Annotated in this window: 28 protein-coding genes; 16 read left to right on the forward strand and 12 right to left on the reverse strand. The window is 70.1% G+C overall.

Annotated elements, in window-relative coordinates; translation table 11 throughout:
- Window positions 1-110: 110 nt before the first annotated feature.
- The 4 genes from R3E98_20800 to R3E98_20815 all read right to left on the reverse strand — a co-directional run bounded on the left by R3E98_20800 (window position 111) and on the right by R3E98_20815 (window position 2,884).
- A complete protein-coding gene (locus tag R3E98_20800) occupies window positions 111-608 on the reverse strand; it encodes an SRPBCC family protein (protein MEZ4425847.1) in 498 nt (165 codons plus the stop codon).
- 35 nt (window positions 609-643) lie between these two features.
- Window positions 644-1,084, reverse strand: a complete 441-nt coding sequence (locus tag R3E98_20805) for a VOC family protein (protein ID MEZ4425848.1) — start codon at window positions 1,082-1,084, stop codon at window positions 644-646.
- A gap of 49 nt (window positions 1,085-1,133) precedes the next feature.
- The gene (locus R3E98_20810; GenBank protein MEZ4425849.1) at window positions 1,134-1,505 is read right to left on the reverse strand and encodes a metalloregulator ArsR/SmtB family transcription factor; all 372 of its coding nucleotides are present in this window, start codon (window positions 1,503-1,505) and stop codon (window positions 1,134-1,136) included.
- 173 nt (window positions 1,506-1,678) lie between these two features.
- Window positions 1,679-2,884, reverse strand: a complete 1,206-nt coding sequence (locus R3E98_20815) for an alpha/beta hydrolase-fold protein (GenBank protein MEZ4425850.1) — start codon at window positions 2,882-2,884, stop codon at window positions 1,679-1,681.
- A gap of 186 nt (window positions 2,885-3,070) precedes the next feature.
- On the opposite strand from R3E98_20815, the gene R3E98_20820 reads away from it, so the two are divergent.
- The 6 genes from R3E98_20820 to R3E98_20845 all read left to right on the forward strand — a co-directional run bounded on the left by R3E98_20820 (window position 3,071) and on the right by R3E98_20845 (window position 10,201).
- Window positions 3,071-4,354 carry a serine protease gene (locus tag R3E98_20820; GenBank protein ID MEZ4425851.1) on the forward strand — a complete coding sequence of 428 codons (1,284 nt, stop codon included), beginning with the start codon at window positions 3,071-3,073 and terminating at the stop codon, window positions 4,352-4,354.
- The gene (locus R3E98_20825; GenBank protein MEZ4425852.1) at window positions 4,342-5,391 is read left to right on the forward strand and encodes an FHA domain-containing protein; all 1,050 of its coding nucleotides are present in this window, start codon (window positions 4,342-4,344) and stop codon (window positions 5,389-5,391) included. Before R3E98_20820 ends, R3E98_20825 begins: the two co-directional genes overlap by 13 nt.
- Window positions 5,392-5,450: 59 nt before the next feature.
- Entirely contained in the window at window positions 5,451-7,820 is a 2,370-nt protein-coding gene (locus tag R3E98_20830; protein ID MEZ4425853.1) for a PAS domain S-box protein, read from the forward strand.
- On the forward strand, window positions 7,817-8,464 hold the full coding sequence (locus R3E98_20835; protein MEZ4425854.1) for a response regulator transcription factor: 648 nt from the start codon (window positions 7,817-7,819) through the stop codon (window positions 8,462-8,464). Before R3E98_20830 ends, R3E98_20835 begins: the two co-directional genes overlap by 4 nt.
- A gap of 185 nt (window positions 8,465-8,649) precedes the next feature.
- A complete protein-coding gene (locus tag R3E98_20840) occupies window positions 8,650-9,318 on the forward strand; it encodes an HD domain-containing protein (GenBank protein MEZ4425855.1) in 669 nt (222 codons plus the stop codon).
- Between the two features lie 79 nt (window positions 9,319-9,397).
- The gene (locus R3E98_20845) at window positions 9,398-10,201 is read left to right on the forward strand and encodes a DUF5694 domain-containing protein (GenBank protein MEZ4425856.1); all 804 of its coding nucleotides are present in this window, start codon (window positions 9,398-9,400) and stop codon (window positions 10,199-10,201) included.
- Window positions 10,202-10,238: 37 nt separating this feature from the next.
- On the opposite strand, the gene R3E98_20850 is transcribed toward R3E98_20845, so the two are convergent.
- The 3 genes from R3E98_20850 to R3E98_20860 form a co-directional block, all read right to left on the reverse strand.
- Window positions 10,239-10,697 carry a DUF1569 domain-containing protein gene (locus R3E98_20850; GenBank protein ID MEZ4425857.1) on the reverse strand — a complete coding sequence of 153 codons (459 nt, stop codon included), beginning with the start codon at window positions 10,695-10,697 and terminating at the stop codon, window positions 10,239-10,241.
- Window positions 10,698-10,825: 128 nt separating this feature from the next.
- Entirely contained in the window at window positions 10,826-11,185 is a 360-nt protein-coding gene (locus tag R3E98_20855) for a YciI family protein (protein MEZ4425858.1), read from the reverse strand.
- Window positions 11,186-11,261: 76 nt separating this feature from the next.
- Window positions 11,262-12,551: an RNA polymerase sigma factor gene (locus R3E98_20860; GenBank protein MEZ4425859.1), complete on the reverse strand. Its 1,290-nt coding sequence runs from the start codon at window positions 12,549-12,551 to the stop codon at window positions 11,262-11,264.
- Window positions 12,552-12,840: 289 nt separating this feature from the next.
- Between R3E98_20860 and R3E98_20865 the strand changes: the two genes are divergently transcribed.
- The 6 genes from R3E98_20865 to R3E98_20890 all read left to right on the forward strand — a co-directional run bounded on the left by R3E98_20865 (window position 12,841) and on the right by R3E98_20890 (window position 17,710).
- Window positions 12,841-13,563 carry a DNA helicase gene (locus tag R3E98_20865; protein ID MEZ4425860.1) on the forward strand — a complete coding sequence of 241 codons (723 nt, stop codon included), beginning with the start codon at window positions 12,841-12,843 and terminating at the stop codon, window positions 13,561-13,563.
- 178 nt (window positions 13,564-13,741) lie between these two features.
- Window positions 13,742-14,722, forward strand: coding sequence for a peptidylprolyl isomerase (locus R3E98_20870; protein ID MEZ4425861.1), 981 nt, complete (start codon window positions 13,742-13,744; stop codon window positions 14,720-14,722).
- Between the two features lie 103 nt (window positions 14,723-14,825).
- On the forward strand, window positions 14,826-15,218 hold the full coding sequence (locus R3E98_20875) for a VOC family protein (protein MEZ4425862.1): 393 nt from the start codon (window positions 14,826-14,828) through the stop codon (window positions 15,216-15,218).
- A gap of 208 nt (window positions 15,219-15,426) precedes the next feature.
- Window positions 15,427-15,813, forward strand: a complete 387-nt coding sequence (locus R3E98_20880) for a hypothetical protein (protein MEZ4425863.1) — start codon at window positions 15,427-15,429, stop codon at window positions 15,811-15,813.
- A gap of 89 nt (window positions 15,814-15,902) precedes the next feature.
- Entirely contained in the window at window positions 15,903-16,460 is a 558-nt protein-coding gene (locus R3E98_20885; GenBank protein ID MEZ4425864.1) for a Uma2 family endonuclease, read from the forward strand.
- Window positions 16,461-16,516: 56 nt separating this feature from the next.
- Entirely contained in the window at window positions 16,517-17,710 is a 1,194-nt protein-coding gene (locus R3E98_20890; GenBank protein ID MEZ4425865.1) for a hypothetical protein, read from the forward strand.
- Between the two features lie 36 nt (window positions 17,711-17,746).
- Here R3E98_20890 and R3E98_20895 read toward each other — a convergent pair whose 3' ends face one another.
- The 4 genes from R3E98_20895 to R3E98_20910 all read right to left on the reverse strand — a co-directional run bounded on the left by R3E98_20895 (window position 17,747) and on the right by R3E98_20910 (window position 20,421).
- Window positions 17,747-18,208: an RES family NAD+ phosphorylase gene (locus tag R3E98_20895; protein MEZ4425866.1), complete on the reverse strand. Its 462-nt coding sequence runs from the start codon at window positions 18,206-18,208 to the stop codon at window positions 17,747-17,749.
- Window positions 18,208-18,687 carry an antitoxin Xre-like helix-turn-helix domain-containing protein gene (locus R3E98_20900; GenBank protein ID MEZ4425867.1) on the reverse strand — a complete coding sequence of 160 codons (480 nt, stop codon included), beginning with the start codon at window positions 18,685-18,687 and terminating at the stop codon, window positions 18,208-18,210. Before R3E98_20900 ends, R3E98_20895 begins: the two co-directional genes overlap by 1 nt.
- A 125-nt stretch (window positions 18,688-18,812) precedes the next feature.
- Window positions 18,813-20,120 carry a type II toxin-antitoxin system HipA family toxin gene (locus R3E98_20905; GenBank protein MEZ4425868.1) on the reverse strand — a complete coding sequence of 436 codons (1,308 nt, stop codon included), beginning with the start codon at window positions 20,118-20,120 and terminating at the stop codon, window positions 18,813-18,815.
- Complete coding sequence (locus tag R3E98_20910) at window positions 20,113-20,421, reverse strand: helix-turn-helix transcriptional regulator (GenBank protein MEZ4425869.1); 309 nt, start codon at window positions 20,419-20,421, stop codon at window positions 20,113-20,115. The genes R3E98_20905 and R3E98_20910 overlap by 8 nt, the downstream gene beginning before the upstream one ends.
- A 529-nt stretch (window positions 20,422-20,950) precedes the next feature.
- On the opposite strand from R3E98_20910, the gene R3E98_20915 reads away from it, so the two are divergent.
- The 4 genes from R3E98_20915 to R3E98_20930 all read left to right on the forward strand — a co-directional run bounded on the left by R3E98_20915 (window position 20,951) and on the right by R3E98_20930 (window position 22,812).
- Window positions 20,951-21,307 (forward strand): hypothetical protein, encoded by a 357-nt coding sequence (locus R3E98_20915; protein ID MEZ4425870.1) that lies wholly within the window; start codon window positions 20,951-20,953, stop codon window positions 21,305-21,307.
- Between the two features lie 74 nt (window positions 21,308-21,381).
- Window positions 21,382-21,876, forward strand: a complete 495-nt coding sequence (locus R3E98_20920; protein MEZ4425871.1) for a hypothetical protein — start codon at window positions 21,382-21,384, stop codon at window positions 21,874-21,876.
- Between the two features lie 77 nt (window positions 21,877-21,953).
- Window positions 21,954-22,319: a metalloregulator ArsR/SmtB family transcription factor gene (locus tag R3E98_20925; GenBank protein MEZ4425872.1), complete on the forward strand. Its 366-nt coding sequence runs from the start codon at window positions 21,954-21,956 to the stop codon at window positions 22,317-22,319.
- The gene (locus tag R3E98_20930) at window positions 22,297-22,812 is read left to right on the forward strand and encodes an SRPBCC family protein (protein ID MEZ4425873.1); all 516 of its coding nucleotides are present in this window, start codon (window positions 22,297-22,299) and stop codon (window positions 22,810-22,812) included. Before R3E98_20925 ends, R3E98_20930 begins: the two co-directional genes overlap by 23 nt.
- Window position 22,813: 1 nt before the next feature.
- Here the strand turns inward: R3E98_20930 and R3E98_20935 are convergent, their stop codons facing one another.
- Window positions 22,814-23,449, reverse strand: coding sequence for a M23 family metallopeptidase (locus R3E98_20935; protein MEZ4425874.1), 636 nt, complete (start codon window positions 23,447-23,449; stop codon window positions 22,814-22,816).
- Window positions 23,450-24,013: the final 564 nt, after the last annotated feature.

Genomic DNA, 24,013 nt, shown 5'->3' on the forward strand with positions numbered 1-24,013 from the left:
CCGCGGTCGGGCGAGCCGCCCGGGTCGGAGGGCCTGCTCCGCCCGGAGGGGAGCGCTCCCCTCCGGGCGAGGCCATCCACCTGTCGGCCTGCCGGGGCCGCGGGGTCGCGTCAGACGCGCTCGGCCAGCAACGCGTCCAGCTGCTGGTAGCTCATCTCCATCCCGTCCGTCATGCCGGTGGAGAGCGCCATGTCGCGCGATTCCTTCGAGTCGTAGGCGATGGTCATCGCGAGGGTCGTGACGCCGCCGGCCTCGGTGAAGGTGAGCGTGATCAACGCCTCGCCCCCCATGCTGCCCCCGATCGAGCCCGGGTCGTACGTCTCCGTGTGCACGAGCCGCGCGGGCGCCTCCACCTCGCGAAAGGTGCCGTGGAACCCGAACTCCGTCCCCTCTTCGTCGGAGCGCCATCGCCAACGGAACGTCCCACCCGGGCGGACGTCCATCTCACAGATCGGCATGGTCCAACCGGGTGCGCCCACCAACCAGCGCTTCATCAGCGCGGGGGTCGTGTACGCTTCGTAGACCAGTTCGCGCGGTGCGTTGAACGAACGCGTGACCTCGACGGTGGTGTCGTTGGGAAGCTCCACCACTGCCTTCGGGGCGTGCATGACCATGTTCGGGATTTCCGGTGTGGGGTAAGGGTTCAGGCCGCGTCGGCGGCCCGGTCGAGGGCGGCGACATCGATCTTGCGCATCGCCAGCATGGCCCGGGTCACGCGCTCGGCCTTCGCGCGATCGGGGTCGCCGAGATAGCGACCCAGGGCCTTGGGGATCACCTGCCAGGACAGCCCGTACCGGTCGGTGAGCCATCCGCACATGCTCTCGGCGCCGCCGCCGGCCGTGAGCGCATCCCAGTAGCGATCCACGTCCGCCTGATCCTCGCAGTCGATCATGAAGGACACGGCGGGGGTGAACGGATACTTCGGCCCGCCGTTGAGCGCGTGCAGCCGCTGTCCGGCGATGTCGAACGTGGCCGTCATGGGATTCAGCGCGATCACGCTGAAGTCCGGGAAGATGGCGCGGTAGTAGTCAGCCACCTGGTCCAGCGGCGCGTCGAACCAGAGGAACGGTGTGATGCGGGACATGATCTCTCGGGCAGGAAGTGGGTGTGGCGTGCGTCGGTGGAGATGCCAGTCATCCAGGACCGGCGTCCCGCGTGCTGCCGCCGGACGGCGTGCGGCGCGCCTTCAGCTCCTCCAGCAGCGCATCGAGACGCTGGAAGTGGCTCTCCCAGATGGCCCGGTAGCGCTCGATCCATTCCGTGGCCGCGTCCAGGGGCGCAGGCTCCAGTCGCCGCGGGCGGCGCTGGCCCTCCAGCCCCACGGAGACCAGGCCGGCGCGCTCCAGCACCTTCAGGTGCTTCGAGATCGCGGGCTGGCTCAGATCGAACGGCGCCGCCAGCTCCCCCACGCTCGCCTCTCCTTCCGCCAGGCGGGCCAGGATGCCGCGCCGCGTGGGATCGGAGAGTGCGAAGAAGGTCGCGTCCAGTTGTTCGCTGAAGTCCACCATTGAACACCTATTGGTTATATAACCGATAGGTTATTGACTGGGCCGAGCAGCGTCAACCCTCCCTGGGCGGAAGGGTCTCCCGCGGCGCTCCCCCCGCCTCCCGTTGGCCCTGGGGCCGCGCCGGTTGGCTCTGGGACCGCGCCGGTTGGCTCTGGGGCCGCGCCGGTGGTTCAGCGACGGGTCCCGGGCGCGAGCTTGTCCCGCTTGTCGCGTACCTCCGGCCGTGCCTTGCGAGCCAGGGACTCGTCGTAGTAGCGACGCGCCCGCACGGTGTCGCCGCGCGCCGCCTGCACATCCCCCAGGAACTCGAGCGCACCCGCGCTCTCCGGATACCGCTGCGCCCGCATCTCGCCCAGCTCCAGCGCCTTGGCCGTATCCTGCGACAGGGCCACCTGCGCCAGCAGACGCAGCATGGGCTCGCTCGGCTCGAAGGGCGCACCCAACCGGGCCCGGACCGCCTCGAAGTGGCGTGTCAGCAACGCGGGCTCATCCAGGACGCGCGCCAGCGGCACGGCGTATCCGTCGAAGATGAAGCGCAAGGCGTCGTATTCCGCGATGAGGGGCACCGAGCCGTGGTCGTCCTGGTCGTAGTACCGGAACGCATACCGCACGCCGCTCCGGTCGTACGCGTCCAGGACGGCATGGAAGCGCGTGATGGACTCGAAATGCAGATTGCGCGCGGTGTCGGCCGGATTGATGGTGTTGGCCTGCGCCACGTACAGCGCCTTCCCCTCCAGACGCGCGGATTCGAAGAACGGGCGGGCCTGCTTCAGCAGAGCCCGGTCGTCCCACCACAGGCTGGGGTCGATGGCCACGTAGGCGTCGAACGCGTCCGGCATCGTGTAGAGCGCGTTCAGCGTGGTGATCCCCCCGAGCGAGTGTCCCACGAAGACCCGGTACGGCAGCGTCCGATAGCGGGACTCCACCTGCGGGATCAGCTCCTGGGTCAGGAAGCGCAGGAACGCCGGCCCCCCGCCGCTGGACGCGAACCCGGCGTTCTCGGTTCCGTCGAACGCGCGTGTGGTGTGCGTGGGCGTCAGATCACGCGTGCGATCCGTGTTGGGGATGGCGACGACGATCATCTCGGGCACCACGTAGGTGCCGTTCACGCCGGTTCCCAGGATCTGGACCAGACCGCTCACGGAATGGAAGTGGGCGTCGCCATCGAGCAGGTACAGGACGGGATACCGCTGCGGCGTCACGGTCGTGTCGCCGTACGACGGCGGCGTGTAGACCAGATAGGGCCGCGTCTCGTCCAGGATCGCGGACCGGACCGAGTCCACCTGACCGATCTGGACGGCCCGCTGGAAGCGCGACTGGGCGGTGAGCGGGCTGCCGACGAGGAGAACCAGGAGGGAGACGGCCAGCGAGCGCATCACACACCTCCGACGAGTGGGTGCATCGTGGGGCTGCAACGTGCCCCCCGCCGGGGCGCGCCCACAAGGGAACCGGTGGCGCGGCCCTTGCCATGGTCGGGATCAGCCCGTTCCTTCCCCGCACCGTCCCCGGCGGGCGGCGCGCGCCGCGCACGCGCCCAAGTCGCTCCTCCAGCATGGACACCGATGCCACGGACCTCGACGGCGCGCGTCTGGCGCCGGCTCTCGATCGCCCTGCCGTGGCTGGCGCTGGCCACCGGCGCGAGCGGCCAGGACGCCGCCCGTGTCTACGAGCAGTACGCCACGGCCGTGGCCAAGGTGGAGCTGGTCGAGGCGCGCAGCGGGGCCCCCTCGGCCGTGGGCACCGCCTTCTTCGTGGCGCCTTCCCTGCTCCTCACCAACTACCACGTCGTGCAGGAGCTGCTCTTCCGCCCTCGCGCCTACGCCCTGCGCCTGGTACCCACCGACGGCGTCGATGCGGGCGCGGTGCGGATCGTGGCGATCGATCCGGCGAACGATCTGGCCGTGCTGCGCGTCGACCGTGTGCACGGATCTCCGCTCTCGCTCGCGCCCGACTCCATTCCGACGGGCGAGGTGCTCTATTCGATCGGCCACCCCGCGGACCTGCGCACGGCCGTGGTGGAGGGCACCTACAACGGAGCGGTGGACGCCGCCGCGGCCGCGCTCGTCCACTTCAGCGGCTCCATCAACCCCGGCATGAGCGGCGGGCCGACCGTGCGCGCCACCGGTGAGGTGGTGGGGATCAACGTCTCCACCGCGGGCAACCAGCTGAGCTTCCTCATCCCTGCGCGGGTGGCGCGTGCGCTGCTGGCCGACCTGCCGACGGAGGAAGCGCCCGACCTCGATGCGGTCAAGCGCGAGGGGACGCGACGCCTGCTGGCGTTCCAGGACGCCTTCTTCGCGCCGCTGGTGGCGGCCCCACTGCCCACCACGCGGATCGGCTCCGCCTCCCTGCCCGCAGGCCCGGATGCCGCGTTCGACTGCTCGGCGGAGCCACACGATCTCGAGGACGAGCCCTATGAGATGATCGAGTACGTCTGCTTCACCCAGGACGACATGCTCCTGGGTCCCGGCGGCGGGTACGATCTGATCTACATGGAGCACATGTACCTCGCGTCGGAGACCCTGAATCCCGTGGCCTTCAACGCGCTCGTGTCCGAGTGGCACAGCGCGGTCCTGGAGTGGGAGGTGCCGGTCAACGACGACGCCACGCGCTACCGCTGCGAGCGCCGCACGCTCGACGAGGGTCTGGCCGCCCAGATGGTCGTCATCTTCTGCGCGCGGGCCCACCTCTCCCATCCGGGCCTGCTGGACCTGTTCGTCCGCTCGACCCTGCGGGGTGGGAACGGGGAGGCGGTCGTGTCCACGCTGCGCAGCGCCGCCATCTCCTGGGACAACGCGAGAGGACTCACCCGCCGCTGGCTGGAGGGCCTCCAGTGGATGCCCTGACGATCGTAGAGGTACGCGACGGGAAGGGCGTGCTCACGGCCCGCGTCCGGGTAGGCGCTCAGACGGTCCGCGTCGGGCGCGCGCCGGACAACGACGTGGTGGTGGAGGACGAGTTCGTCGATGCCCACCACCTGGAGGCGAGGCTCGTCCAGGACGGCGTGTGGATCCGCGACCTCGGGTCGAGGAACGGCACCCGCGTGGGAGGGGAGGACGCGGGAGGCGTGGAGGTCCACGCTCCCTTCGGCGCAGCCGTGGAGCTGGGCCAGACCCGTCTCCTCTTCCGGGCTCCCCACGCGGACGTGCCCGAGACCCGGGCGCTCCCGGTCGAGGAGCCGCGGCTCTTCCCCTATGAACGGTGGCCCGCATGGCCGCTGTGGACGGGCGCCACCCTCCTGATCACCGCAGGCGCGTGGATCGCCGGCTACGACCGCTTCGGGCCGGCCATCGCCGTGGGCGTCCTGCTGGCCGTCGGTGTGTTGATCCTGCTCTGGGTGGGCCTGTGGGCCGCGGGCACCCGCCTCCTCACCGGGCGCTCGCGCTTTCGCGAGCACCTGGCGTTCTCGTCCGTGTTCACGCTCGTCTTCCTCATCCTCGACACGCCACTCGGCTGGCTGCGCTTCGCGGTGGGAAGCCCCCTGCTGGACGCGGGGGTCGGGCTGGGCATCAACAGCTTCCTGCTCTGGTCGGTGGGCATCTTCGGTCACGTGGACATCGCGTCGCGGCGGAGCCGCGCCTTCAAGGTCGGTGTGGCCACCACGGCCGGGGTCCTGGCCGTCCTGATGTCCCTCGCGTTCCAGCGCGCGGATCTGGGTCCTTCCTTCGATGTGCAGCGCGGGCTGTCCACCCTGGCCCCCGTCCCCCCTTCCCTCACCCGGACCACCTCCGTGGAGGCCTTCTTCGCCGACCTGGAGGACCTGCAGGCCGGGGTGGAGGAAGAGGCGGAGGAGGCTCGGCGTGAGCGGGAGGACGACGCCTCCGAGGACGCGGGAGCCGAGGGCGCGGCCGGCACCCGTGCGTCTGGACCCGCGGGGCCGTAGACTGGGGGAAACACCGCTCCGGCGACCCTCGTCACCCCCCGAAGCGCGGGAGAAGCCGAATGAAATCCCCCCTCGTCGAGGCCGGGGAACCGGGCTCGCACGCCATGTCGCGCGCCGATCCATGCGGCGAACCCCGCCCATTGCGCCGCGCCCGGCTGCTGGACCGCCTGCTCGCGATCCTCGTTCCCCTGGGTCTCGCCTGCGCTGCCGTGCAGTGGTGGTCGCGCCCCGCGGCCCGCGTGCACTTCCTGGTGGTGCTGGCCGCCGCCGCGGTCGCGGGGGTTTCCTGGATCCTCAACCGGATGAACTGCTACCGGGAAGCGGGGGTGCTCGCGTCGCTGGTCCCCACCCTCGCTGTGCTGCTGTCGCTGGTGATCACGCCGTCGGAGTTCATCGCGTTCGCATATCCGACCGTGGGCGTGCTGCTGGCCGCGCTGCTCCTGTCGGTCCGCGCAGCGGTGACGCTTACCGCCGTCAACGCGGGCATGCTTCTGCTGGTCCCGCTGATCCAACCCGCGATCAGCTATCCCAACATCGCCGCGGCGCTCGGCTTCAACGTGTTCGTGGCCGTCCTGGTGGTCGCGGGGATGCGCAACCTCGAGCAGGAGGAGGAGGACCGACGGTCGGCGCTCAGGGCGAGCGAAGAGCGCTGGCGCTCCCTGATCACGGGGCACCCGAATCCGACCATCATCACCGAATCGGGTCGGTGTGTGTTCGCGAATGCCGCCTTCCTGGAGTTGCTCGGCGCTGCGTCGTTCCAGCTGCTGGAGGGGCGCGACCTCGGCGAGTTCGCGCATCCGGACGCCGCGACCGCGCTGGCGCAGCACCTGGGCGACGCGCATCGGGGCGCGAAAGGGGTACCGCTGGCGTTCCGCCTTCTGCGCGGCGACGGCACCCAGCGGCGCGTGGAGGCGTCGTCCATGTCCATCGCCCACGGTGGGACGCCGGCGGTGCTCACCGTCCTGCACGACGTCACCGACCGCTGGTTGGACCGCCAGCGTCTCGAGGAGTCCGAAGCCCGCTATCGGTCCCTCGTGGAGCACGCTCCGGAGGCCATCGCGGTGCTGGACGGCGTCGACGGCCGCTGGTTGGACTGGAACCGGAATGCGGAGCGCCTCTTCGGTCGTCCGCCGGAGTCGCTGCGCGCCACCACCGCCGCCGCCCTCAGCCTCCCCGTCCAACCCTCGGGGGCCGAGGCCGCCACGCAGTGGGCCGCCTGTGTGCGTCAAACCCTGGACCAGGAGGCGTGCGACCTGGAGTGGTGGTTCCAGGGCCCCGATGGCGCCATCCCCTGCGAGGTGCGACTGGTGCGGATCCCGGGCAGCGATCCACCGTCGCTCCGGGCCAGCATCACCGACATCACCGAGCGCAAGCGCCTCGAGGCGGAGCGGCGGCAGGCAGAGACCAAGCTGCGCACACTGATCGAGCAATCGACGGACCTCATCAGCGTGCTGGACGCCGATCGACGCATCGTCTTCGAGAGCCCTTCGATCGCCAGGATCCTCGGGTATTCCGTGGACGAGCTGCTGGGGCGGGACGTGCTGGACGTCATCCATCCGGACGACGCCGAGCTGGTGCTGCGCTCCATCGCCGTCGGAGCCTACAACCCGGGCGTGCCGCGCTCCGTCGAGATCCGGCTCCGACACAAGGACGGATCCTGGCGCACCGTCGAAGCCGTGGGGCAGGTGCTCGCCGAGAACGTGGACGGGTGGCACCTCGTGGTCCACTCCCGGGACATCACGGATCGGCAGCGGCTGGAGGCGGAGCTGCTGCGCATCAGCAACCGGGAGCAGCGGCGCCTGGGTCGTGATCTCCACGACGGTATGGGCCAGGTGCTGGTGGGGGCGCGCCTCTACGCAGCGGGCGTGGAGCGCAGCCTTCGCCGGAAGGGGGCGGAGGAGGCGGACGGAGTGCACGAGATCGGTCGCATGCTCGACGAGGCCCACGAGCTGGCGCGGGCGCTGGCCCGGGGCCTCAACCCGGTGAGCCTGGAAGGAGGCGGCCTGATCTCCGCACTGGAGGACCTCACCAAGGGCGTCACCCGGCTGCACGGGATCGAATGCCCGTTCCGGGTGGAGGATGCGCTCTCGATCGGGGACCTCGACGGTGCCGCCCATCTCTACCGGATCGCCCAGGAGGCGCTCACGAACGCCACGCTACACGCACAAGCTACGCGAATTACGGTCTCGCTCCGGCGCAACGGGGAGGACACCCTCGTCCTGACCGTCCGCGACAACGGCACGGGCATCGTATCCAACGGCGCGCGCGCGCACGGGATGGGCGTTCCGATCATGCGCAAGCGGGCCAGCATGCTGGGCGGGACGCTGGAGATCCGCTCGGATCGGAGCGGCACCGAGGTCTGCTGCTCCTTCCCTGCCGGACCCTTCCGCGCACCGCTCGCAGCCCACGCGGGAGGCCTGCCGTCATGAGCGCCGACTCCGTGCGCGTGGTCCTGGTGGACGATCATGTGCTGGTACGATCCGGGCTACGCGTGCTGTTGAACCAGATGGCCGGCATCGCGGTGGTGGGTGAGGCCAGCGATGGACGCGAGGCCGTGGAGCGCGTCCAGGAGCTGAAGCCCGACCTCGTGATCCTCGACATCCAGATGCCGGAGCTCAACGGCCTGGATGCGCTCGAGCAGCTCCGCCGGGCCCATCCCGACGTCCGGCTGGTCGTCCTATCCATGTACTCCAATCCGGAGACCGTGCAGGCCGCACTGTCGCGCGGCGCCGATGGCTATGTGGTCAAGGCGGCGGCGCAGGAGGAGCTGGAGTTCGCGGTGCGCGCGGCGCTGCGCGGCGACATCTACCTGAGTCCGGCCGTCACCCGCAGCGCCCTGGAGACGGAGCGCACCAGCGTCGGCGGCACCGAGCAGCTCACCATGCGCCAGCGCGAGATCCTGCAACTGGTGGTGGAGGGGAACTCCACGAAGGGGATCGCGCGCAAGCTGGGGTTGAGCATCAAGACGGTGGAAGCGCATCGTAGCCAGTTGATGTCCCGGCTCGGCATCAAGAACGTCCCGGGGCTGGTACGGTACGCGATGCGCGCGGGGATCATCCCGGGCGAGGAGTAGGCCCGGCGCCGGATCACCTTCCCCGGCGCCGGAGCACCTCCTCCGCAGCCGGAGCACCTTCCCCGGCGCCGTTGGGCAAGGGGTTTCCCGCAGCCACTCTGGGGGTTTCCCTGCTGCAGCGACCGCACGCCGCTCGCTACTGTTCGGGGACACGGTACGTACCCCCCGACCGTGAGTGACCTGCGATGTTGAGCGACCCTACCCTGCAGCACGCAACGGAGTCTCCGCCCCTGCCGGACGCTCGCGACCCCCGGCCCGCGACCTCGCCCCCCCGTGACGCACCCATCGGCCCGACCACGGAGCTCGAACGGAGCCTGCTCGCCCTGCTCGCGCGGGTCGCCGAGTTCCGGATCGACCCGGGCGGAACGCATGCGGTCCGGGTCGGGCATCTGGCCGCCGACCTGGCGCTCGCGCTGGAGATGGATGAGGCCTTCTGCGAGATGATCCGGTGGGCGGCTCCTCTGCACGACCTGGGCACGGTGGGTGTGCCCGACCACGTGCTCACCCACGCCCCCCCGCTCTCCGGCCCCGACGCGAACGTGATGAAGCTGCACACGTCCGTGATCGAAGTGCTGCTCGGTCGGGAGGAGGGACCCGCGCTCGTGGAGATGATCCGACGCGTCGCCGTGGGCCATCATGAGCGGTGGGATGGACGCGGCTACCCGGAGGGCCTGCGGGGCGCGTCCATCCCCATCGAGGCACGCATCGTGGCGGTGGCCGACACCTATCAGTCGCTCACGCACCGGATGCCGCGCGCCGATGCCATGAAGGAGATCATGGCGGAAGCCGGCGCCGCCTTCGACCCACAGGTCGTGGGCGCGCTGGTGCGGGTGGCGGCCCGCGCCGCGGCCTGATCACGGCGGCGCGAAACGCGCCGCCCGTCCTCCCCGTAGGGACGCGTGAGGTTCACCCGTGTCCCCCCTGGGAGGCTTCATGCTTCGCCCGCTGTTCATCGCCGTCTGCACCGCCGCGCTCCTCGTGCCACCGGCTCCACAGGTTCCGCCGCAGCCGCAGATCCTGATCCTGGGCACGTTCCACATGGCCAACCCCGGCCGGGACGTGCACAACATGGAGGCGGACGACGTCCTGTCGCAGAAGCGGCAGGCCGAGATGGCGGAGCTCCTCGACGTGCTGGAGCGCTTCGGCCCCACCAAGGTGGCGGTGGAGTCCGCCGTGGGCAGTCGCACGGTGGGCGAGCGCTACCGCGCCTACCGGGCGGGCGACTACACCCTCACGCGCAACGAGACCGACCAGATCGGTCTGCGCCTGGCCGCCGCGCTGGACCTCGACACGGTCTATCCGGTGGACGTGGACGGGGAATTCCCGTTCTATCGCGTGCAGAACTGGGCCGTCGCCAACGAGCGGCAGGAGGCGTTCGACTCGCTGCAGGCCGAGACGGGCGCGGCGGTGGCCCGGCAAGGGGAGTACCTGCGGACGCATACGCTGCTGGAGACGCTCGCCCGGATGAACTCGGATTCGGCAGCCGCGGCGGGCGTCGCCAGCTACTACGGGTTCGTACCGTTCGGTCAGCCCTACGAGTACGCGGGACCGGACCTGCTCGCACGCTGGTTCGAGCGCAACGTCCGGATCTACCACAACATCCGCGCGCTCGTGGACTCCCCGGACGACCGCATCCTGGTGCTCTACGGCGCGGGCCACCTGGGCTGGTTGCGCCAGAATGTGCGGGACGATCCCGCCGTGGATCTGCGAACGCTGGGAGACCTGATGGGGGTGTAGTCGCCGCCCTGGCGCCCGCTCGGGCGCGGCCCGCGCCTCACACGCCGAACTGATCCAGGTGGTAGTCGAGGTGCTTGATGAAGACGCGGTTCCACTCCGCCGCGGTCAGGCGGCCGAACGTCGGGTTGTGCTTCCCCTCGAAATGGCTCGGTCCGAGCTCGTGCACCCGGGCGATGTTGCCGAGGAGCCGGTCCTTCTCCTTCTCGAAGTCGCGGGGGTCCGCGACCACCCAGGCCGGCACCGTGCGGGAGTTCTTGATGTAGGGCCGATCGCCGATCACGGCGCCGCGGATCAACCGGCTCACCACCCAACGCAGCACCGGGTTCATGGTCGGGTAGGTGTCGTTCAGCGCGCCTTCGAAGATCAGCGAGTTGTGCGCCAGCATCTGGCCCGCGTTCATCTTGCCCCAGCGCGGGCGCGTCTCCGCCTGCAGCGTGTCGATCCGGGCGATGAGCGCATCGCGCTCCTCGGCGTCGAAGACGTTGTGGACGGGCATCGTCGGGGCTCCGCGGGTCCGGGGGACGTAGGCGCTACGCTGAGCCTGGCGAAGGGCGGCAGCGGCGGCAACCCCGCGCACGGAGCCGCCAGGCCCGCCCCGGGGTGGGGCGGGCGGCGCGACCGACGCTAGGCCCCGAACTCCTCCCCGTCGAGGGGCCGGATCTCGCACTCGATCTCCCACTCGTCCCCGTGGACGTGCAGGAAGCGCTCGATCAGCTTCACGGCGTCTTCCATCGAGTCGGCTTCGAGGACGGCGTAGCCTCCGATGACCTCCTTGGACTCGGTGAACGGGCCGTCCGTGGTGGAGAGCGAGCCCCTGGCCAGTCGCACGCGCTTGCCTTCCCGCGTGGGGCGCAGGCCGGCGGTCCGGACGAGCGAGCCCTCCTTCAGCCATTCGTCGATCAGCGTGCCCATGTCGGTCATGAGCCGCTCGCTGGGCTTCTGACCGGTGCTCTCGTCGACGCGGATCAGGGAGAGGAAGCGCATGGTCGAAACTCCGTTCGGATGTGGGATGGGATGCCCCTACGGACGCCCCGGTTCATGGATGCGACGGTCGGGCGGTCTACGGATCGACATCGGGCGAGGGCCCCCCTGCTCCCGCTTTCGCCGCGCGCCGCTCCAGCAGCGCCCGCTCAGGCGCGTTCCGGCAGAGCGCAGCCGCCTGCTCGAACTCGCGTGCCGCTTCCTGGCCACGCCCCAGGCGCTCCAGCAGGTCCCCCCGGACGGCCGGGAGAAGGTGGTAGTCCGCCAGCTCGGCTCCTTCCGCCAGCGCGTCCACCAGCGCCAGGCCGGCCGCCGGTCCGCGGGCCATGGCCACCGCCACGGCCCGGTTGAGCTCCACCACCGCGGACGGGGCCACCTGCGCGAGTGCCTCGTACAGCGAGACGATCCCCTCCCAGTCGGTCTCTTCCGGCGTGCGCGCCCGCGCGTGGAAGGCGGCGATGGCGGCCTGCAGCGTGTACGTGCCGAGCGGACGGCCCAACCGGAGCGCCCGGTCCAGCGCGCTCAGGCCGCGGCGGATGAGGAGGTGGTCCCACCGTGCGCGGTCCTGGTCCATGAGGAGGACGGGCTCGCCCCCGGGACCGCGGCGTGCCTTGAGGCGCGAGGCCTGGATCTCCATCAGGGCCACCAGACCGTGCACCTCGGGCTCGCCGGGAGCCAGCTCGGCCAGGATGCGGCCGAGGCGCAGCGCGTCCTCGCACAGCGCGGGACGGATCCAGTCCTCCCCCGCCGTGGCGGCGTAGCCCTCGTTGAAGATCAGGTAGACGACCGCGAGGACGGACTCGAGCCGTTCCGGCAGCTCCTGAGGAGGCGGCAGCTCGAACGGGACCTCGGCGGCGCGCAGCGAGCGCTTGGCCCGCACGATGCGCTGCTGCACGGTGGGCACCGGCACCAGGAAGGCGCGCGCGATCTCCTCCGTGCCGAGGCCGCCCAGCATGCGCAACGTGAGCGTCACCCGCGCGTCGACGGTGAGCAGCGGATGGCACGTGATGAAGATGAGGCGCAGCAGATCGTCGCCGATGACGTCGTCGATCGACTCGTGCAGCTCCGCCTCGGGATCGGGCCGCGCTTCGTCGAGCCCACGCGCCAGGTCCGCGTGCCGCCGGTCGAGCATCGAGCCCCGGCGGTGGTGGTCCAGCGCGCGCCGCTTGGCGACTGCCATCAACCACGCGCCCGGGTTCTTCGGCACTCCGGCGTCGGGCCACGACTCGAGCGCCGCCACCAGCGCATCCTGTGCCAGGTCCTCGGCGAGGCTCAGGTCGCCCACCTGGCGCATGACTCCGGCGATCAGGCGCGCGGACTCCATGCGCCAGACGGCGTCGATGGTCTCGCGGGTGGCGGCGTGCGTCATGGGAGGAAGTCCCTGTCGGGTCCTGCGGCCCTGGGAGATCGGGGGATCCGTCCGAGGGCCGGGCGGCACTCCCGGAACATACCGGGCGGCCTCTGTGCGGTGAACGTCCGGAGGTCACTCCCGCTTGCCCGGTCCACCTCCGGATCGCAATACTCCGTCAGGCATCGGCCCATGCCTCCGCCCTCCTTCGGAAAGCACTCCCGCGTGTCGGGCCATCCGGTTTCGTCGTCATCCGCTTGGAGTCGTGTCGCATGAGGAGGGGTTGTGACGCCTCCGAACGGAGATGACGATGCGCCTGTCCCAGCCGATCCATCGCCTGAAGCGTCGAGCCCGCCTCCTTTCCCGGAGCGACGCCCTTCCCCTGCACGTCGCCCTCGACCGGATCGCGCGCGAGGAGGGATTCCCCTCCTGGAGCCTTCTGGCCGCCCGTCACGCAGAGTGGCGCGCTGGAAGCCGACTTCTCTCGCGGCTGGACCCCGGTGATCTGCTCCTGATCGCCGGCCGGCCGGGCCAGGGCAAGACCCGGTTGGGGATCCGCCTGGCCGTGGACGCCGTCCGCGCCGGCCGGCACGCCGTCATCTTCACGCTGGAGTACCACCGGGACCAGGTCCTGGACTGCATCCGGTCCATGGGAGAGGATCCCCGCCGGCTCGGTGATCGCTTGAGCATCGACGACGCCGACGAGATCGACGCCGATCACATCGTGGCTCGATCGGACACGGCCGCGCCGGGAACCCTGATCCTCATCGACTATCTGCAGCTCCTGGATCAACGGCGCGACAGCGCGAGTCTCTCCGATCAGGTGACCACGCTGCGCACCCTGGCCCGCCAGCGGGACCTGATCCTGGTGTTCCTGTCCCAGGTGCACCGCAGCTTTGCGGCATCCGGTCGCTCCATGCCCCGGCTGTCGGACCTCAAGCTCCCCAATCCCGTGGACCTCGGCGCGTTCACCCGGAGCTGCTTCGTGCATCAGGGCCGCATGACGTTCGGGACCGTGCGTCACCGCGCCTAGGCTCGGACTCGCGCTCGACCCTTCCGTAGACGCGTCGTCCGCCGGATCGGACCGGCCGGCGGAAGGCGGCGCTCCGGGTCGGAGGCACCCTGGCGTGGGGGCGGTGCCCGCCCGATGGTAGGATGTCGGACGCGGCCCGAACCCTCTCGCGCGCCGACCCGACCTGGAGGAGCGACCTTTGGACCAACCCATCCCGGCCGGAGCGCGCCGGCCCCCGACCCGGCCCCGTCGCGGGTCCCACACGGGAGGCCGGCGCCGCAGCGCCGGCCTCGGCCTCGCGCTTCTCGGGTCGGCCCCCTTCGCCGTTTGCGACGCGGCTGCTCAGTCGCCACGGAGCAGCGCCGACATCATCGCCTCCGCCCCCGACGGGGACTGGCGCACGCTCGACGCCGACAACACGCTCTACCTGGACCTGCCGGGCGGACGCGTGATCCTGGAGTTGGCACCCTGGGCGGCCTCCCGCCACGTGGGCAACATCAAGGCGCTCGTTCGTGGAGGGTACTTCGACGGCGGTGCGGTCCGACGCTCCCAGGACAACTATGTGGCGCAGTGGGGTCTGCGGCCGTTGGCCGAAGGGGAGACCCTGCCCTCCAGCATCGCCTCGGCGATCCCTCCCGAATTCGATGCGTCCGCCGACGGGCTCTCCTTCACACCGCTCCCGGACGCCGACGTGTACGCGCCGCAAACCGGATTCGTCGGCGGATTCCCCACCGGGCGCGACCCGGACAGCGACAGGGTCTGGATCGCGCACTGCTACGGAACCGTCGGCGTGGCCAGGACCAACGATCCCAACTCGGGCAGTGGTCGGGAGCTCTACGCCGTGACCGGACACGCGCCACGCCATCTCGACCGCAACCTGAGCATGGTGGGGCGCGTCGTGGCGGGAATGGAGCACCTCTCCACGCTGCCGCGCGGCACACAGGCGCTCGGCCGCTACGCGTCGCCGGAGGAATGGGCGGCCATCGACCGGGCCCGGATCGCCGCAGACCTTCCCCCGGGCGAGCGCGTCCCGCTCCAGGTGATGCGTACGGACTCGCCTTCGTTCCGGGCCCTGATCCTGGCGGCGCGCACCCGTTCCGAGGCGTTCTTCGTCTACTCACCGGAGCGCGTCGACGTCTGCAACGTGGGCGTTCCTGTTCGCGAGCCACCCCCGTCCTGACGAGGTTCGCCCGGTCCGGTGCGGCGATGCCCGCCGACCGGGTATGGCGTCACCATTCCGGTTCGTCCGCATGCGTCCATCCACTCCTCCCGAGGTCCCTCCCATGCCCACTCCCCCTACCGGCACCGAGCGCATGCGACCGTTCCTGCCCGCCCGGGACTTCGACCGGTCCAAGCGGTTCTACGAGGCGCTGGGGTTCGAGAAGGTGCTCGACAGCGAGGTCGCAATCTTCAACGCCGGCTCGGGAGGCTTCATCCTGCAGCGGTACTACACGAAGGAATGGGCGGAGAACTTCATGATGCAGCTCATGGTGGACGACCTCGACGTCTGGTGGGCACACATCGAAGGTCTCGATCTGCCCGCGCGCTTCGGCGTGCAGGCGCCCAAGCCGCCGGCGCTGCAGCCGTGGGGCCTGCGCATCGCGTACGTCTACGACCCGTGTGGCGTGCTGTGGCATGTGGCGGAGCGGCGGCCAGGAGCGGTGCAGGACGCGTGACCCCGGAGGCGTCGGGCCCACCCGCAGCGGTAGGCACGCCTGCGCGGCTGCCGCGCATGGGCTCCCTGTCCATGCATCAGGACACGAACTCGTCCACCGATCGTGACACGCTGACCGCCCCTCGTCGGGGAATGGGTGGATCGCGTCCCGGCACAGGGCCTGCTATGCTGTTCTCCAGGCTCGCCACGCCCTGACCGAGGAGACTCCGATGCGCGTATCTCTGCTCGTCGCATGCGGGATGCTCGCCGCTACTGCCTGCGCAACGTCCCCGGCCGAAGAGGTCCAGGCCCGCTCCGACGTCGATCGTGCATCGGCGCCGGTCTACCTGGGGTGCCCCGGCTACGTCGATCCCACAGCGCTGCAGGACTACCGACGGGTGACGTTGCAGTTCGTCGTCCGCGAGGATGGCTCGGTGGATCCGAGCAGCATTGTCGAGCGCCGGAGCTCGAACACGCCCAGTGATCCGCTCCTCACCCAACGCGCGCGCGAAGTCGCCGAGTCCTGCCGGTACGAACCGGCGATCGCCGAAGGCGCCCCCGTCGTGGCTACCGTACAGAAGCGGTTCTACCTGGTCGCGCTCGGGGCCTCGGACTGAGAGCGCCCGCAGAGATCCGTGCAACCCGACCCGCCATGGGGACGCCCCTACCCCAGACTCATCGTCCACGCGTGAGCGAGATCGAGCCCATGCCCCAGACTCCGACGCGGTACACGTGGACGTATGACGAGTACGCGCGCCTGCCCGATGACGGCAACCGATACGAGGTCATGGACGGCGAGGTGCTGGTGACTCCTTCGCCCTCGCCCATGCATCAGCACATCCTGGTCAAGCTGATCGTGGCGCTGAACGCCTACGTGGACCGTCACCGCCTGGGGGTGATCCTCCCCGACGTCGACCTCCTGTTCGTGGAGGGGACGTTCCTCCGACCAGACCTGCTGTTCGTACCCGACGCGGGCCGGACGGGGATCACCAGCCGTGGTGTACACAGCACGCCGGAGCTGGTCGTGGAGATCCTCTCGCCCTCCTCGGGCTCCATCGACCGGGTGAAGAAGTCCCGCCGGTATCCGGACTTCGGAGTGCCCGAGTATTGGGTCGTGGATCCGGAGGAGCGGGCGGTATGGGTCTGGCGGTTCTCGCAGGGGTCGAACGACGCCGAGCGCGTGGAGGGGCGCCTTTCGTGGCGCCCGGCGGATGCACTGGAGCCGCTGGTTCTGGAGACCGAAGTGCTGTTCCGACCGATGTAGTCCGGCAGACGCCCATGCATGCCCCAGCCGCTGTGCGATGCGGATCCGGAGCTGTCGTGCGGTCGCTCGTCCTGCCCTGCCTCTTCCTCATCGCCTGCTCGTCCGAGTCCGCGCGCACTCCCGCAACCGTCCGCGACAGCGCCGGGGTGGCGATCGTCGACCTGGGCCGCCTGGACTACGCCACGCTTCCCACGTGGGTGCTGGAGGGAGAGCCGGGAGTCCGCATCGGGGTCGTCGCCGGAGACCCCGTCCGCCAGTGGAGCCGCCTGGACGGTGCGGGCCGGCTGTCCGACGGAACGCTGCTGGGCCTGGACAAGACGTCGCGCCAGGTTCGCGCCTTCTCCGCCGAGGGGACGCACCTCTGGACGGCAGGGGGCGACGGCGAGGGGCCGGGCGAGTTCCGCTTCCCGTGGGCGCTGACCGTGCTTCCCGGCGACTCCATCCTGGTCTCCGATCCCGGGACCGGGCGCATCACCGTCTTCGGGCCCGGAGGCGCGTTCGTGCGCACCAGCTCCCTGCTCGCGCTCGATGGACAACTGCTGACCTGGGGTCTGCTGGGACCCACCGAGGTCCTGTACGAGGTGCGCTCCTTCCGCCGCACCGAAGCGGATCCCCGCATCGTGGAGGACTTCTCGCGACTGGGCGGCGTCGACCTCGACGGCACCCGGACGCAGGAATTCGGCACGTTCCTGCTGGAGATCGAGTACCCTGAAGGCAACGACGCGGACGCCGCCAACTCGCCCGCGATCTTCGATGACGTCGCCCACTTCGCGCCCTGGGACGGAGCCGTCTGGTTCACCGCCAACGAGGCGTACCAGATCGAGCGCTACGGCGCCGGGCAGGTGCTCGAGCGCATCGTGCGCTGGAGCGGTCCCGACCGGACCGTGCGCCCGGAGGACGTGCAAAGCGTGAGCGACGTCTACCTCGAAGGCGCGAGCGACGAGCGCACCCGGCAGTACGTCCAGGACTATCTTCGCTACCACCCCGTCGCTCCCGCCTTCGCTCCGTTCTCGCGCATGCGGGTCGACCCCGGCGGGCGCATCTGGCTGCAGGACTATCTGCGGGACGATCTCCCGGATGCGGACGCGGCCTGGCTCATCCTCGGACCGGACGGCGCCGAGGTCGTGGGCCGGGTCCGACATCCCCGTCGCTTCACGCCGCTGGCGCTCGGTCCCGACTGGGTGCTGGGCGTGACCCGGGACGAGTTGGACGTGGAGTACCTGGACCTGTACGCGCTGCCGGTGCGGTAGCGGCGGCGTCCGCTCCAACCGCCGCCCGAGGGTTGCCTACCGGTACAGTCGGGCATCGACGGCGAGCGCGATCGGTTCTCCCACCGCAATCGACCCGAAGTCGGCGTGCGCCGGGTTGAGCACGACGTTGAACTCCCCCGGGACCAGAACGCTCGGGACCTTGAGGGCGGCCGACGTGGCCGCGCGCAGCCAGGCGTCGCCCACAGCCTGGCTCGCCGGGCCGGGAGGCTGCCGTGCCCAGGCCGGATCGAGATCCGTGGGATCGACGGACTCCAGGAAGCGGTCGCCGACCTCGGCCGGGATCAGCACATACGATCCGAGGAGTCCGGCGTCGCCGACTCCCGCCAGCACCTCCAGCAGCGCCAACGCCCGCGACTCCGATGCGTAGACGACGGCCGCTCCTGGACTGTTCCAACGCCCCCCGAAGCGCCGGGCACCCTCGCCGTCGAAGGCCGTGTCTGCATACCGCTCCTTCGTGATCCGCCAGAAGGTCGGCACTACAGCGGGATCCCGTGCTCCAGCCGTCCGATCACGTGCTCGACCGCGCGCGCCCCGACCTCGGTGGTGGAGAAGCTCAACGGAGACTCGCCGCCGAACGCCGCGTGCGGCTTCATCAACCAGACCCGCGTCCGCTCGAGGTCGCCCTCGAACAGACGCAGCGTGAGCCCCACGATGCGAGCGAGCCTCAGCAGCCGATCCGACTCGTCGGGGTCGAGGCGGCCGGCGTCCCGGCGCCGACCGAGGGTGCGGGAGGGAATCCGCACCAACTCGGCGAAGCGGGTGAGCGGAAGGTCCAGCACATCACGCAGGCGTTCGAGGGTCTCGAACGCCAGGCCCTGCTCGACGCGTGCGTGCAACTCGGCCGGATCGAAGCTGCGCAAACCCAGGAGCGAGGCGTACTGGTGCTCGGCGGCGGGCTGCCGCTGGAGCTCGCGCCAGTACCGAGCCGCCCAGGTCGATGCGGGTGAGGTGGCCATGAACCCTCTGTGGTGGCGTATGGCCTATACTAGTCGGCCATATGCCGACACGTCAAGCGCGACCACGGCGTACGCCCGGGGGCGCGGTGGAAAGGGCCGTCCGCGCAGGCACCGCAGGGCGTCCGCTACCCCGCCAGCAGCGCCCGCTCGGTGTCCAGTCGGGCCGCGAGCGCCTCCCGGAACCCGGCGTCCAGCCCCACCTCCGCCGCCTCACTGTTCCAGTCGGCGACCGCGTCCAGCACGCGGTCGATGATCTCGGTGGCCTGCGCGTTGCGCAGGTCGAAGACGTCGGCCACCCGCAGGCAGTCCGCGCGCGTGATGCCCTTGAACTTGCCCGCCACCGACATCTGGTGCTGCGCGGTCCAGCCGTCGTTCTCGGCAAAGGAGACGTCGTAGGCCGGAGAGAGGCGCCAGCGTCCGGCCGGATCCATGAGGAACGCGACGTTCTTCAGGTGATCGTCGTAGTTGACGGTGGCGAGGCTGAAGATCATGCGCGTGAAGGCCTGCACGATCGCGGGCTGCGGCAGCCCCAGCGCGCGGATGACGTCGAAGTAGTCCTCGTAGCCGATCTGGTACTGGACGTTGTAGTCCAGGTGGAGCAGGCCACCGAGCGTGTGCATGTGGAGCTTCCTGGCGGGATCCTCGAGGCCGCGGTCGAAGCGTCGGGTCATGAAGTGCGCCAGGCCCTGGGCGTCGTGCAGCAGGTGCGTCTCGGCCATCTCGATCCCGGCCCGTCGCGCCAGGATGGAATAGACGTACTCCAGGCGTCCCCAGGGACTGGACTCGTGTGTGACGCGGTTCTGGATCCCTCCGGACGTCTGCGTGACGCCGTCGAACTTGATGATCCAGGGCTCGTCGCCGGCTTCGGGGACGGCATGACCGGAACGCACCCGGTCCAGCGCACGGTTCCAGAGGATGAGCGCCTTGGGGCGGGCTCCGCCGACCGTGGCGCCCACGCTGATGATCTCGGCGATCGCTTCATCCGTATGTCCCTCGATGACCCGCCGCGCCTGATCCACGAGCTCGCGCACCTCCAGCGCCCGCTCGACCTCCGGGGTGGTCTTGGCGGCAGGGCGGTACTCCAGCGCGCCGGGACCGCGCGCACCCACGTAGAGCAGCTTCTGGATGGGCGTGACCCGCGCGCCGGCGAGGCGCGTGTCGAAGTGGGCCTGGATGAGCGCGGTGCCGAAGCGGTCCGGCAGCGAATCGGCGATCACACCGGGCAGACCCTCGAACGCAGAGGAGCGCACGAGTGCGGGAAAGCTCCGCGGGGTCGTGTCGGCGACCGGGAGGTTGAGCGGAGAGATCTCCAGGCCGGTAGCGGCGAAAGCCGGATCATACTGGAAGATCGGTTGGGTGTCCGGCTGCGACTCCACGAGCGCGCCCACCCGCGTGCCCCAGAGGTGGACGTCGGCGCGGGTGTACTCAGCCACGGCTGCCCGACGCGCGCCGGCGTGGCGTGCGACGCCCCTCCGAGATCTCGAAGGGAGAGACCTCCACCTCCTGCACGAGCGCATCCAGATCCGCCAGGCGATGGAGCGCGCGCAGGACCTGCACCAGGGTCTTCACGGTGGGGTTGCTCCCGGACTCGAGCCGCTGCAGCGTCGCGGTCCCCACGCCGGCCTCCTCGGCCAGTTGCGCCAGGGAGAGGTTGCGACGCAGGCGGAGCCGTTCGATGCGGCGGCCCAGCTCCTCGAGGACCGCGGGGGTCCGGGTGGTCTGCAGGATGTCCATAAATGATCGAGTACGGTGTATTATGCCGCTTTAAGGAAAGTTATTGATCTTATACGATCTGATGCGGCACCGCAACTGGAGGGGGTCATCTGACCATCGCATACGATCAATTACGCTATAATCTAGGCCACAAACGATCGTCTACGATCATTACCAAGGCGCAGTAGCCATCGACGCCCGGATGGGCCCGGGCACGGCCCTGGGACGGCCGAACGCGCGATCCCGCCTGTCGCCAGGAGGCGCCCCGAGGAGGCGCCACGAGAGGCGCGCGACGTAGCGCGGAGCCTGCCCGGAACCGCGCCGCAGCGCCCTGGCGTGGAGCTCGCCCGAAACCGGCCCCGCAACGCCCTGGCGTGGAGCTCGCCCGAAACCGGCCCCGCGGCCTCCGCGGCGCGCTGCCTACGCGCAAAGGTCTGGCGTGAGGGTGCGCTCCGCGGCATTCTGCAGCATCGATCCGCTGGATGGGCCTCCCGCGCCAGCGGGCACGCGAGGCATCCGTCCGCTCTGCGCCCCCGCGCCGATGGGATCCATGGAACCCGGTCGGAACGAGCCCCTGGCCCCCGACGGGAGCGACCTGCCCGCCGCGACGGACACCGAGCTTCCCGCTCCGTCTACTGTCCGCCTCCGCTCGCTCGACCGACAGACACGCGTGCTCCGCATCCGGCGTTGGATCGCGCTCGGCGGATTCCCCCTGGTTCTCCTCACCCAGGGGTTCGTTTGGCTGCAACTCCTCACCAGCGGCCGCTTCACGCCGCGCCTCGTCGTCAGCGCGCTGATCCTGGCGGCGGTCACCATCGCCGTGTTCGGCGGCGTATGGCGCATCCTGGAGACGGAAGAGGGCGAGCTCGAAGCGGCGCGCCGCCACCTGCTGGGCGAAGACGACTGAGCGCGCATCTACCGGAGGATGCCGAGAGCCCGAAGGGAGAACGCGAAGGCAGAACCCCACAGCCGGAGGAACGCATGACACCGCATGAGGAATCCGCACCGCCATCCGTGAACGCCATGGGCGAAGATCGATACGAGATCGCGGCGGTGGAGCGCTTCGACTGCACCCCGGAGGAGCTCTGGACGCTGCTCTGCGACTGGGAGCGCTTCGTGGAGGTGGGCCTGCCTGGGATGACCAGTGCGTTCCGCTGGCTCAGCGGGGGTCCACGGCACGCGCCCTCGCGCTTCGAGTTCACGATCGCCGGTGCCGTGCTCAAGGAAGAGATCTACGAGCTCTCGGCGGACCTCCCGGGCCAGCGCTACCGCGCCCGGTACCGTGCGCTGGAGCCGGCGCTGGGCGTGCTCGAGTACGACGCGGTGCTGGACGCCCGCCCGGGCGACGGACCCGGCACGGTGCTGGAGACCGTGCGGGAGGTCCGGTTGATGCCGGGCAGCCCTCCCGACCTGCTGGTCGGCATGATCGCCGGCGAGATGCAGAGCCTCAAGGCCCACTTCGCCGGAGGGGCGTAGACCACTTCGCGGGAGAGCGAAGGCCACGTCCTTCCCTCCCCTTGCGCCGGGAGACGCCTGGGCCGATACTGAACCATATGGTTCAGTATGCGAATGCCCGTCTCGATGCCTCCTTCGCCGCGCTGTCGGATCCCACCCGGCGCGGCGTCCTGGAGCAGCTCGGCCGTGCGGACGCGTCCATCACGGACCTGGCCGAGCGCTTCCAGATGACCCTGACCGGCATGCGCAAGCACGTCGGCGTCCTGGAGAACGCCGGTCTGGTCACCACCGAGAAGGTCGGACGCGTGCGCACCTGCAGGCTGGGGCCGCGCCGTCTGGAGGACGAGACCATGTGGATGGAGAGGTATCGGAAGATGTGGGATGCACGCTTCGACGCCCTGGATTCGGTCGTCGATCAACTGAAACGGGAGGAGCACGGCGATGGGTCAGGCACCAGAGGGTGAGTCGGCCATGAAGCAGGGCGCGACGGTGGAGCGGACGTCGGAGCGGGAGCTCGTGGTCACGCGCACGATCGATGGCCCACCGCACCTCGTCTTCAAGGCGTGGAGCGATCCCGAGCTGTTCAGGCAGTGGTGGGTGCCGAAGTCGTTCGGCGTGGTGCTGGCCTCCTGCGAGATGGACGTGCGCACGGGCGGCCGCTACCGGCTGGTGTTCGGCGAGGACCCATCGCAGCAGATGGCCTTCGTGGGGCAGTATGTCGAAGTGGTCCCGAACTCGCGCATCGTCTGGACCAACGAGGAGGAAGACGACGGCGCCATCACCACGGTGACATTCGAGGACCAGGGTGGTCGCACCCGTGTCGTCGTGCGGGACTTCTACGCCTCGAAGGAGGCGGTGGACGAGGCCCTGGCCTCCGGCAGCGTGGGCGGGCTGCCGGATCAATTGGATCAGCTGGACGCGCTGGTGCGGGGGCTGGGGGCGGGGGTCGGCGAATGACTCAGGACGGACAGGGTCCGGCTTCGTGGATGTCATCCTTGACCAGGATGCCGTCGCCACCGACGCAGAAGCGGGGGATGCGCGCGTCGTAGGGGAAGTCCCCGACGGTCCCGGTCGGCTGCGCGGTTTCGGGATCGTCTGGGATCACCACCTCGAAGTGCAGGTGCCGGCCCATGTTCTCGCCGGTGGCCATGCCCACGTTGCCTTCGTTGCCGATCCACTGGCCCGCCACGACCTCCGATCCCACCACCAGTCCGGCTCCATCGGGCGGGGCGCTGGTCACCGACCCCTCGGCCACATGACTGTACTTGGTCCACTCCTCCCCTGGGGCGTGCTGGATCCACACGAAGTTGTTGAAGCACGACGTGACATCGGGATCGCAGTTGGTGCTGAACTGGTCGCGGATGAATCGGACCGTGCCGGGCCGGGCCGCCACGATCCGGTAGGTGGGGTCGTCATTCTGACCGGCGAGGTCGAGCGCATAGGGAAGCGGGTGCGTCTCGTGGTCCTGCCACACCTCGACGTCGGTACCGTCCTCGTAGGGGAGCCGATACACGAACATGCTGTTGGGCTGGGCGCAGGCGGAGATGCCGGCGAAGAGCAGGATGGGGGCGACAAGTTCCGGCGCGACGCGCATCGTCTTCCTCCGGACGCGAGGATCCTCCACAAACCCATGCGGGAGCCGGCAGGGCATCCGGACACGCGGGATGGACGGACCGCCGGAAGGCCTCCGCGCGCGCTGTGTCCGCAGAGGGTTGCCGCACCCCGACCGTGAGCCCGACCTGCCCTGCATGCAGGTGGATCATCCGACCGTCCTGCGTGCCGACCCCTGCATCTACTCGCAGAGCCGTATGTCGGCCGCTGCGGACGCCTCAGGTTCTCCGTCTGGCGTCCCGCGCGCGCACGTGGCCGGCTGCGGCGTAGCGGAGGATCGGCTTGTCCTGCGTGATGAGCGTTCCACCCAGGATGCGCGTGGTCGCCATGAGGATTCGGTCGGCCGGATCGCCATGCGGCTCCCCGGGAAGGCGCGCGCTCTCCAGCGCGATCTCCGGAGTGAGACGAGCACCAGCGGCCGGGCCGACGCCTCAGCCTTCGGCATGCCAGGGCTCCCCGAGGGGGGCCACGATGTCGCCCTGGATGGTGACCGAGCCCGAGAGATACCCGAAGAGACCGGGGGCCTCCTCGTCGAAGGCCACGAGCT

The organism is Gemmatimonadota bacterium (assembly GCA_041390125.1).
In the GTDB taxonomy this organism is placed as follows: domain Bacteria; phylum Gemmatimonadota; class Gemmatimonadetes; order Longimicrobiales; family Gaopeijiaceae; genus JAGQIF01.

Coding starts and splice junctions, on each gene's coding strand:
- R3E98_20910 (MEZ4425869.1), bottom strand. CDS start 20,421: ATGGACATCCTGCAGACCACCCGGACCCCCGCGGTCCTCGAGGAGCTG.
- R3E98_20875 (MEZ4425862.1), top strand. CDS start 14,826: ATGCCCACTCCCCCTACCGGCACCGAGCGCATGCGACCGTTCCTGCCC.
- R3E98_20915 (MEZ4425870.1), top strand. CDS start 20,951: ATGGAACCCGGTCGGAACGAGCCCCTGGCCCCCGACGGGAGCGACCTG.
- R3E98_20850 (MEZ4425857.1), bottom strand. CDS start 10,697: ATGCCCGTCCACAACGTCTTCGACGCCGAGGAGCGCGATGCGCTCATC.
- R3E98_20935 (MEZ4425874.1), bottom strand. CDS start 23,449: ATGCGCGTCGCGCCGGAACTTGTCGCCCCCATCCTGCTCTTCGCCGGC.
- R3E98_20840 (MEZ4425855.1), top strand. CDS start 8,650: ATGTTGAGCGACCCTACCCTGCAGCACGCAACGGAGTCTCCGCCCCTG.
- R3E98_20820 (MEZ4425851.1), top strand. CDS start 3,071: ATGCCACGGACCTCGACGGCGCGCGTCTGGCGCCGGCTCTCGATCGCC.
- R3E98_20815 (MEZ4425850.1), bottom strand. CDS start 2,884: ATGCGCTCGCTGGCCGTCTCCCTCCTGGTTCTCCTCGTCGGCAGCCCG.
- R3E98_20860 (MEZ4425859.1), bottom strand. CDS start 12,551: ATGACGCACGCCGCCACCCGCGAGACCATCGACGCCGTCTGGCGCATG.
- R3E98_20800 (MEZ4425847.1), bottom strand. CDS start 608: ATGCACGCCCCGAAGGCAGTGGTGGAGCTTCCCAACGACACCACCGTC.
- R3E98_20855 (MEZ4425858.1), bottom strand. CDS start 11,185: ATGCGCTTCCTCTCCCTGATCCGCGTCGACGAGAGCACCGGTCAGAAG.
- R3E98_20900 (MEZ4425867.1), bottom strand. CDS start 18,687: ATGGCCACCTCACCCGCATCGACCTGGGCGGCTCGGTACTGGCGCGAG.
- R3E98_20830 (MEZ4425853.1), top strand. CDS start 5,451: ATGAAATCCCCCCTCGTCGAGGCCGGGGAACCGGGCTCGCACGCCATG.
- R3E98_20880 (MEZ4425863.1), top strand. CDS start 15,427: ATGCGCGTATCTCTGCTCGTCGCATGCGGGATGCTCGCCGCTACTGCC.
- R3E98_20845 (MEZ4425856.1), top strand. CDS start 9,398: ATGCTTCGCCCGCTGTTCATCGCCGTCTGCACCGCCGCGCTCCTCGTG.
- R3E98_20865 (MEZ4425860.1), top strand. CDS start 12,841: ATGCGCCTGTCCCAGCCGATCCATCGCCTGAAGCGTCGAGCCCGCCTC.
- R3E98_20930 (MEZ4425873.1), top strand. CDS start 22,297: ATGGGTCAGGCACCAGAGGGTGAGTCGGCCATGAAGCAGGGCGCGACG.
- R3E98_20835 (MEZ4425854.1), top strand. CDS start 7,817: ATGAGCGCCGACTCCGTGCGCGTGGTCCTGGTGGACGATCATGTGCTG.
- R3E98_20805 (MEZ4425848.1), bottom strand. CDS start 1,084: ATGTCCCGCATCACACCGTTCCTCTGGTTCGACGCGCCGCTGGACCAG.
- R3E98_20925 (MEZ4425872.1), top strand. CDS start 21,954: ATGGTTCAGTATGCGAATGCCCGTCTCGATGCCTCCTTCGCCGCGCTG.
- R3E98_20885 (MEZ4425864.1), top strand. CDS start 15,903: ATGCCCCAGACTCCGACGCGGTACACGTGGACGTATGACGAGTACGCG.
- R3E98_20920 (MEZ4425871.1), top strand. CDS start 21,382: ATGACACCGCATGAGGAATCCGCACCGCCATCCGTGAACGCCATGGGC.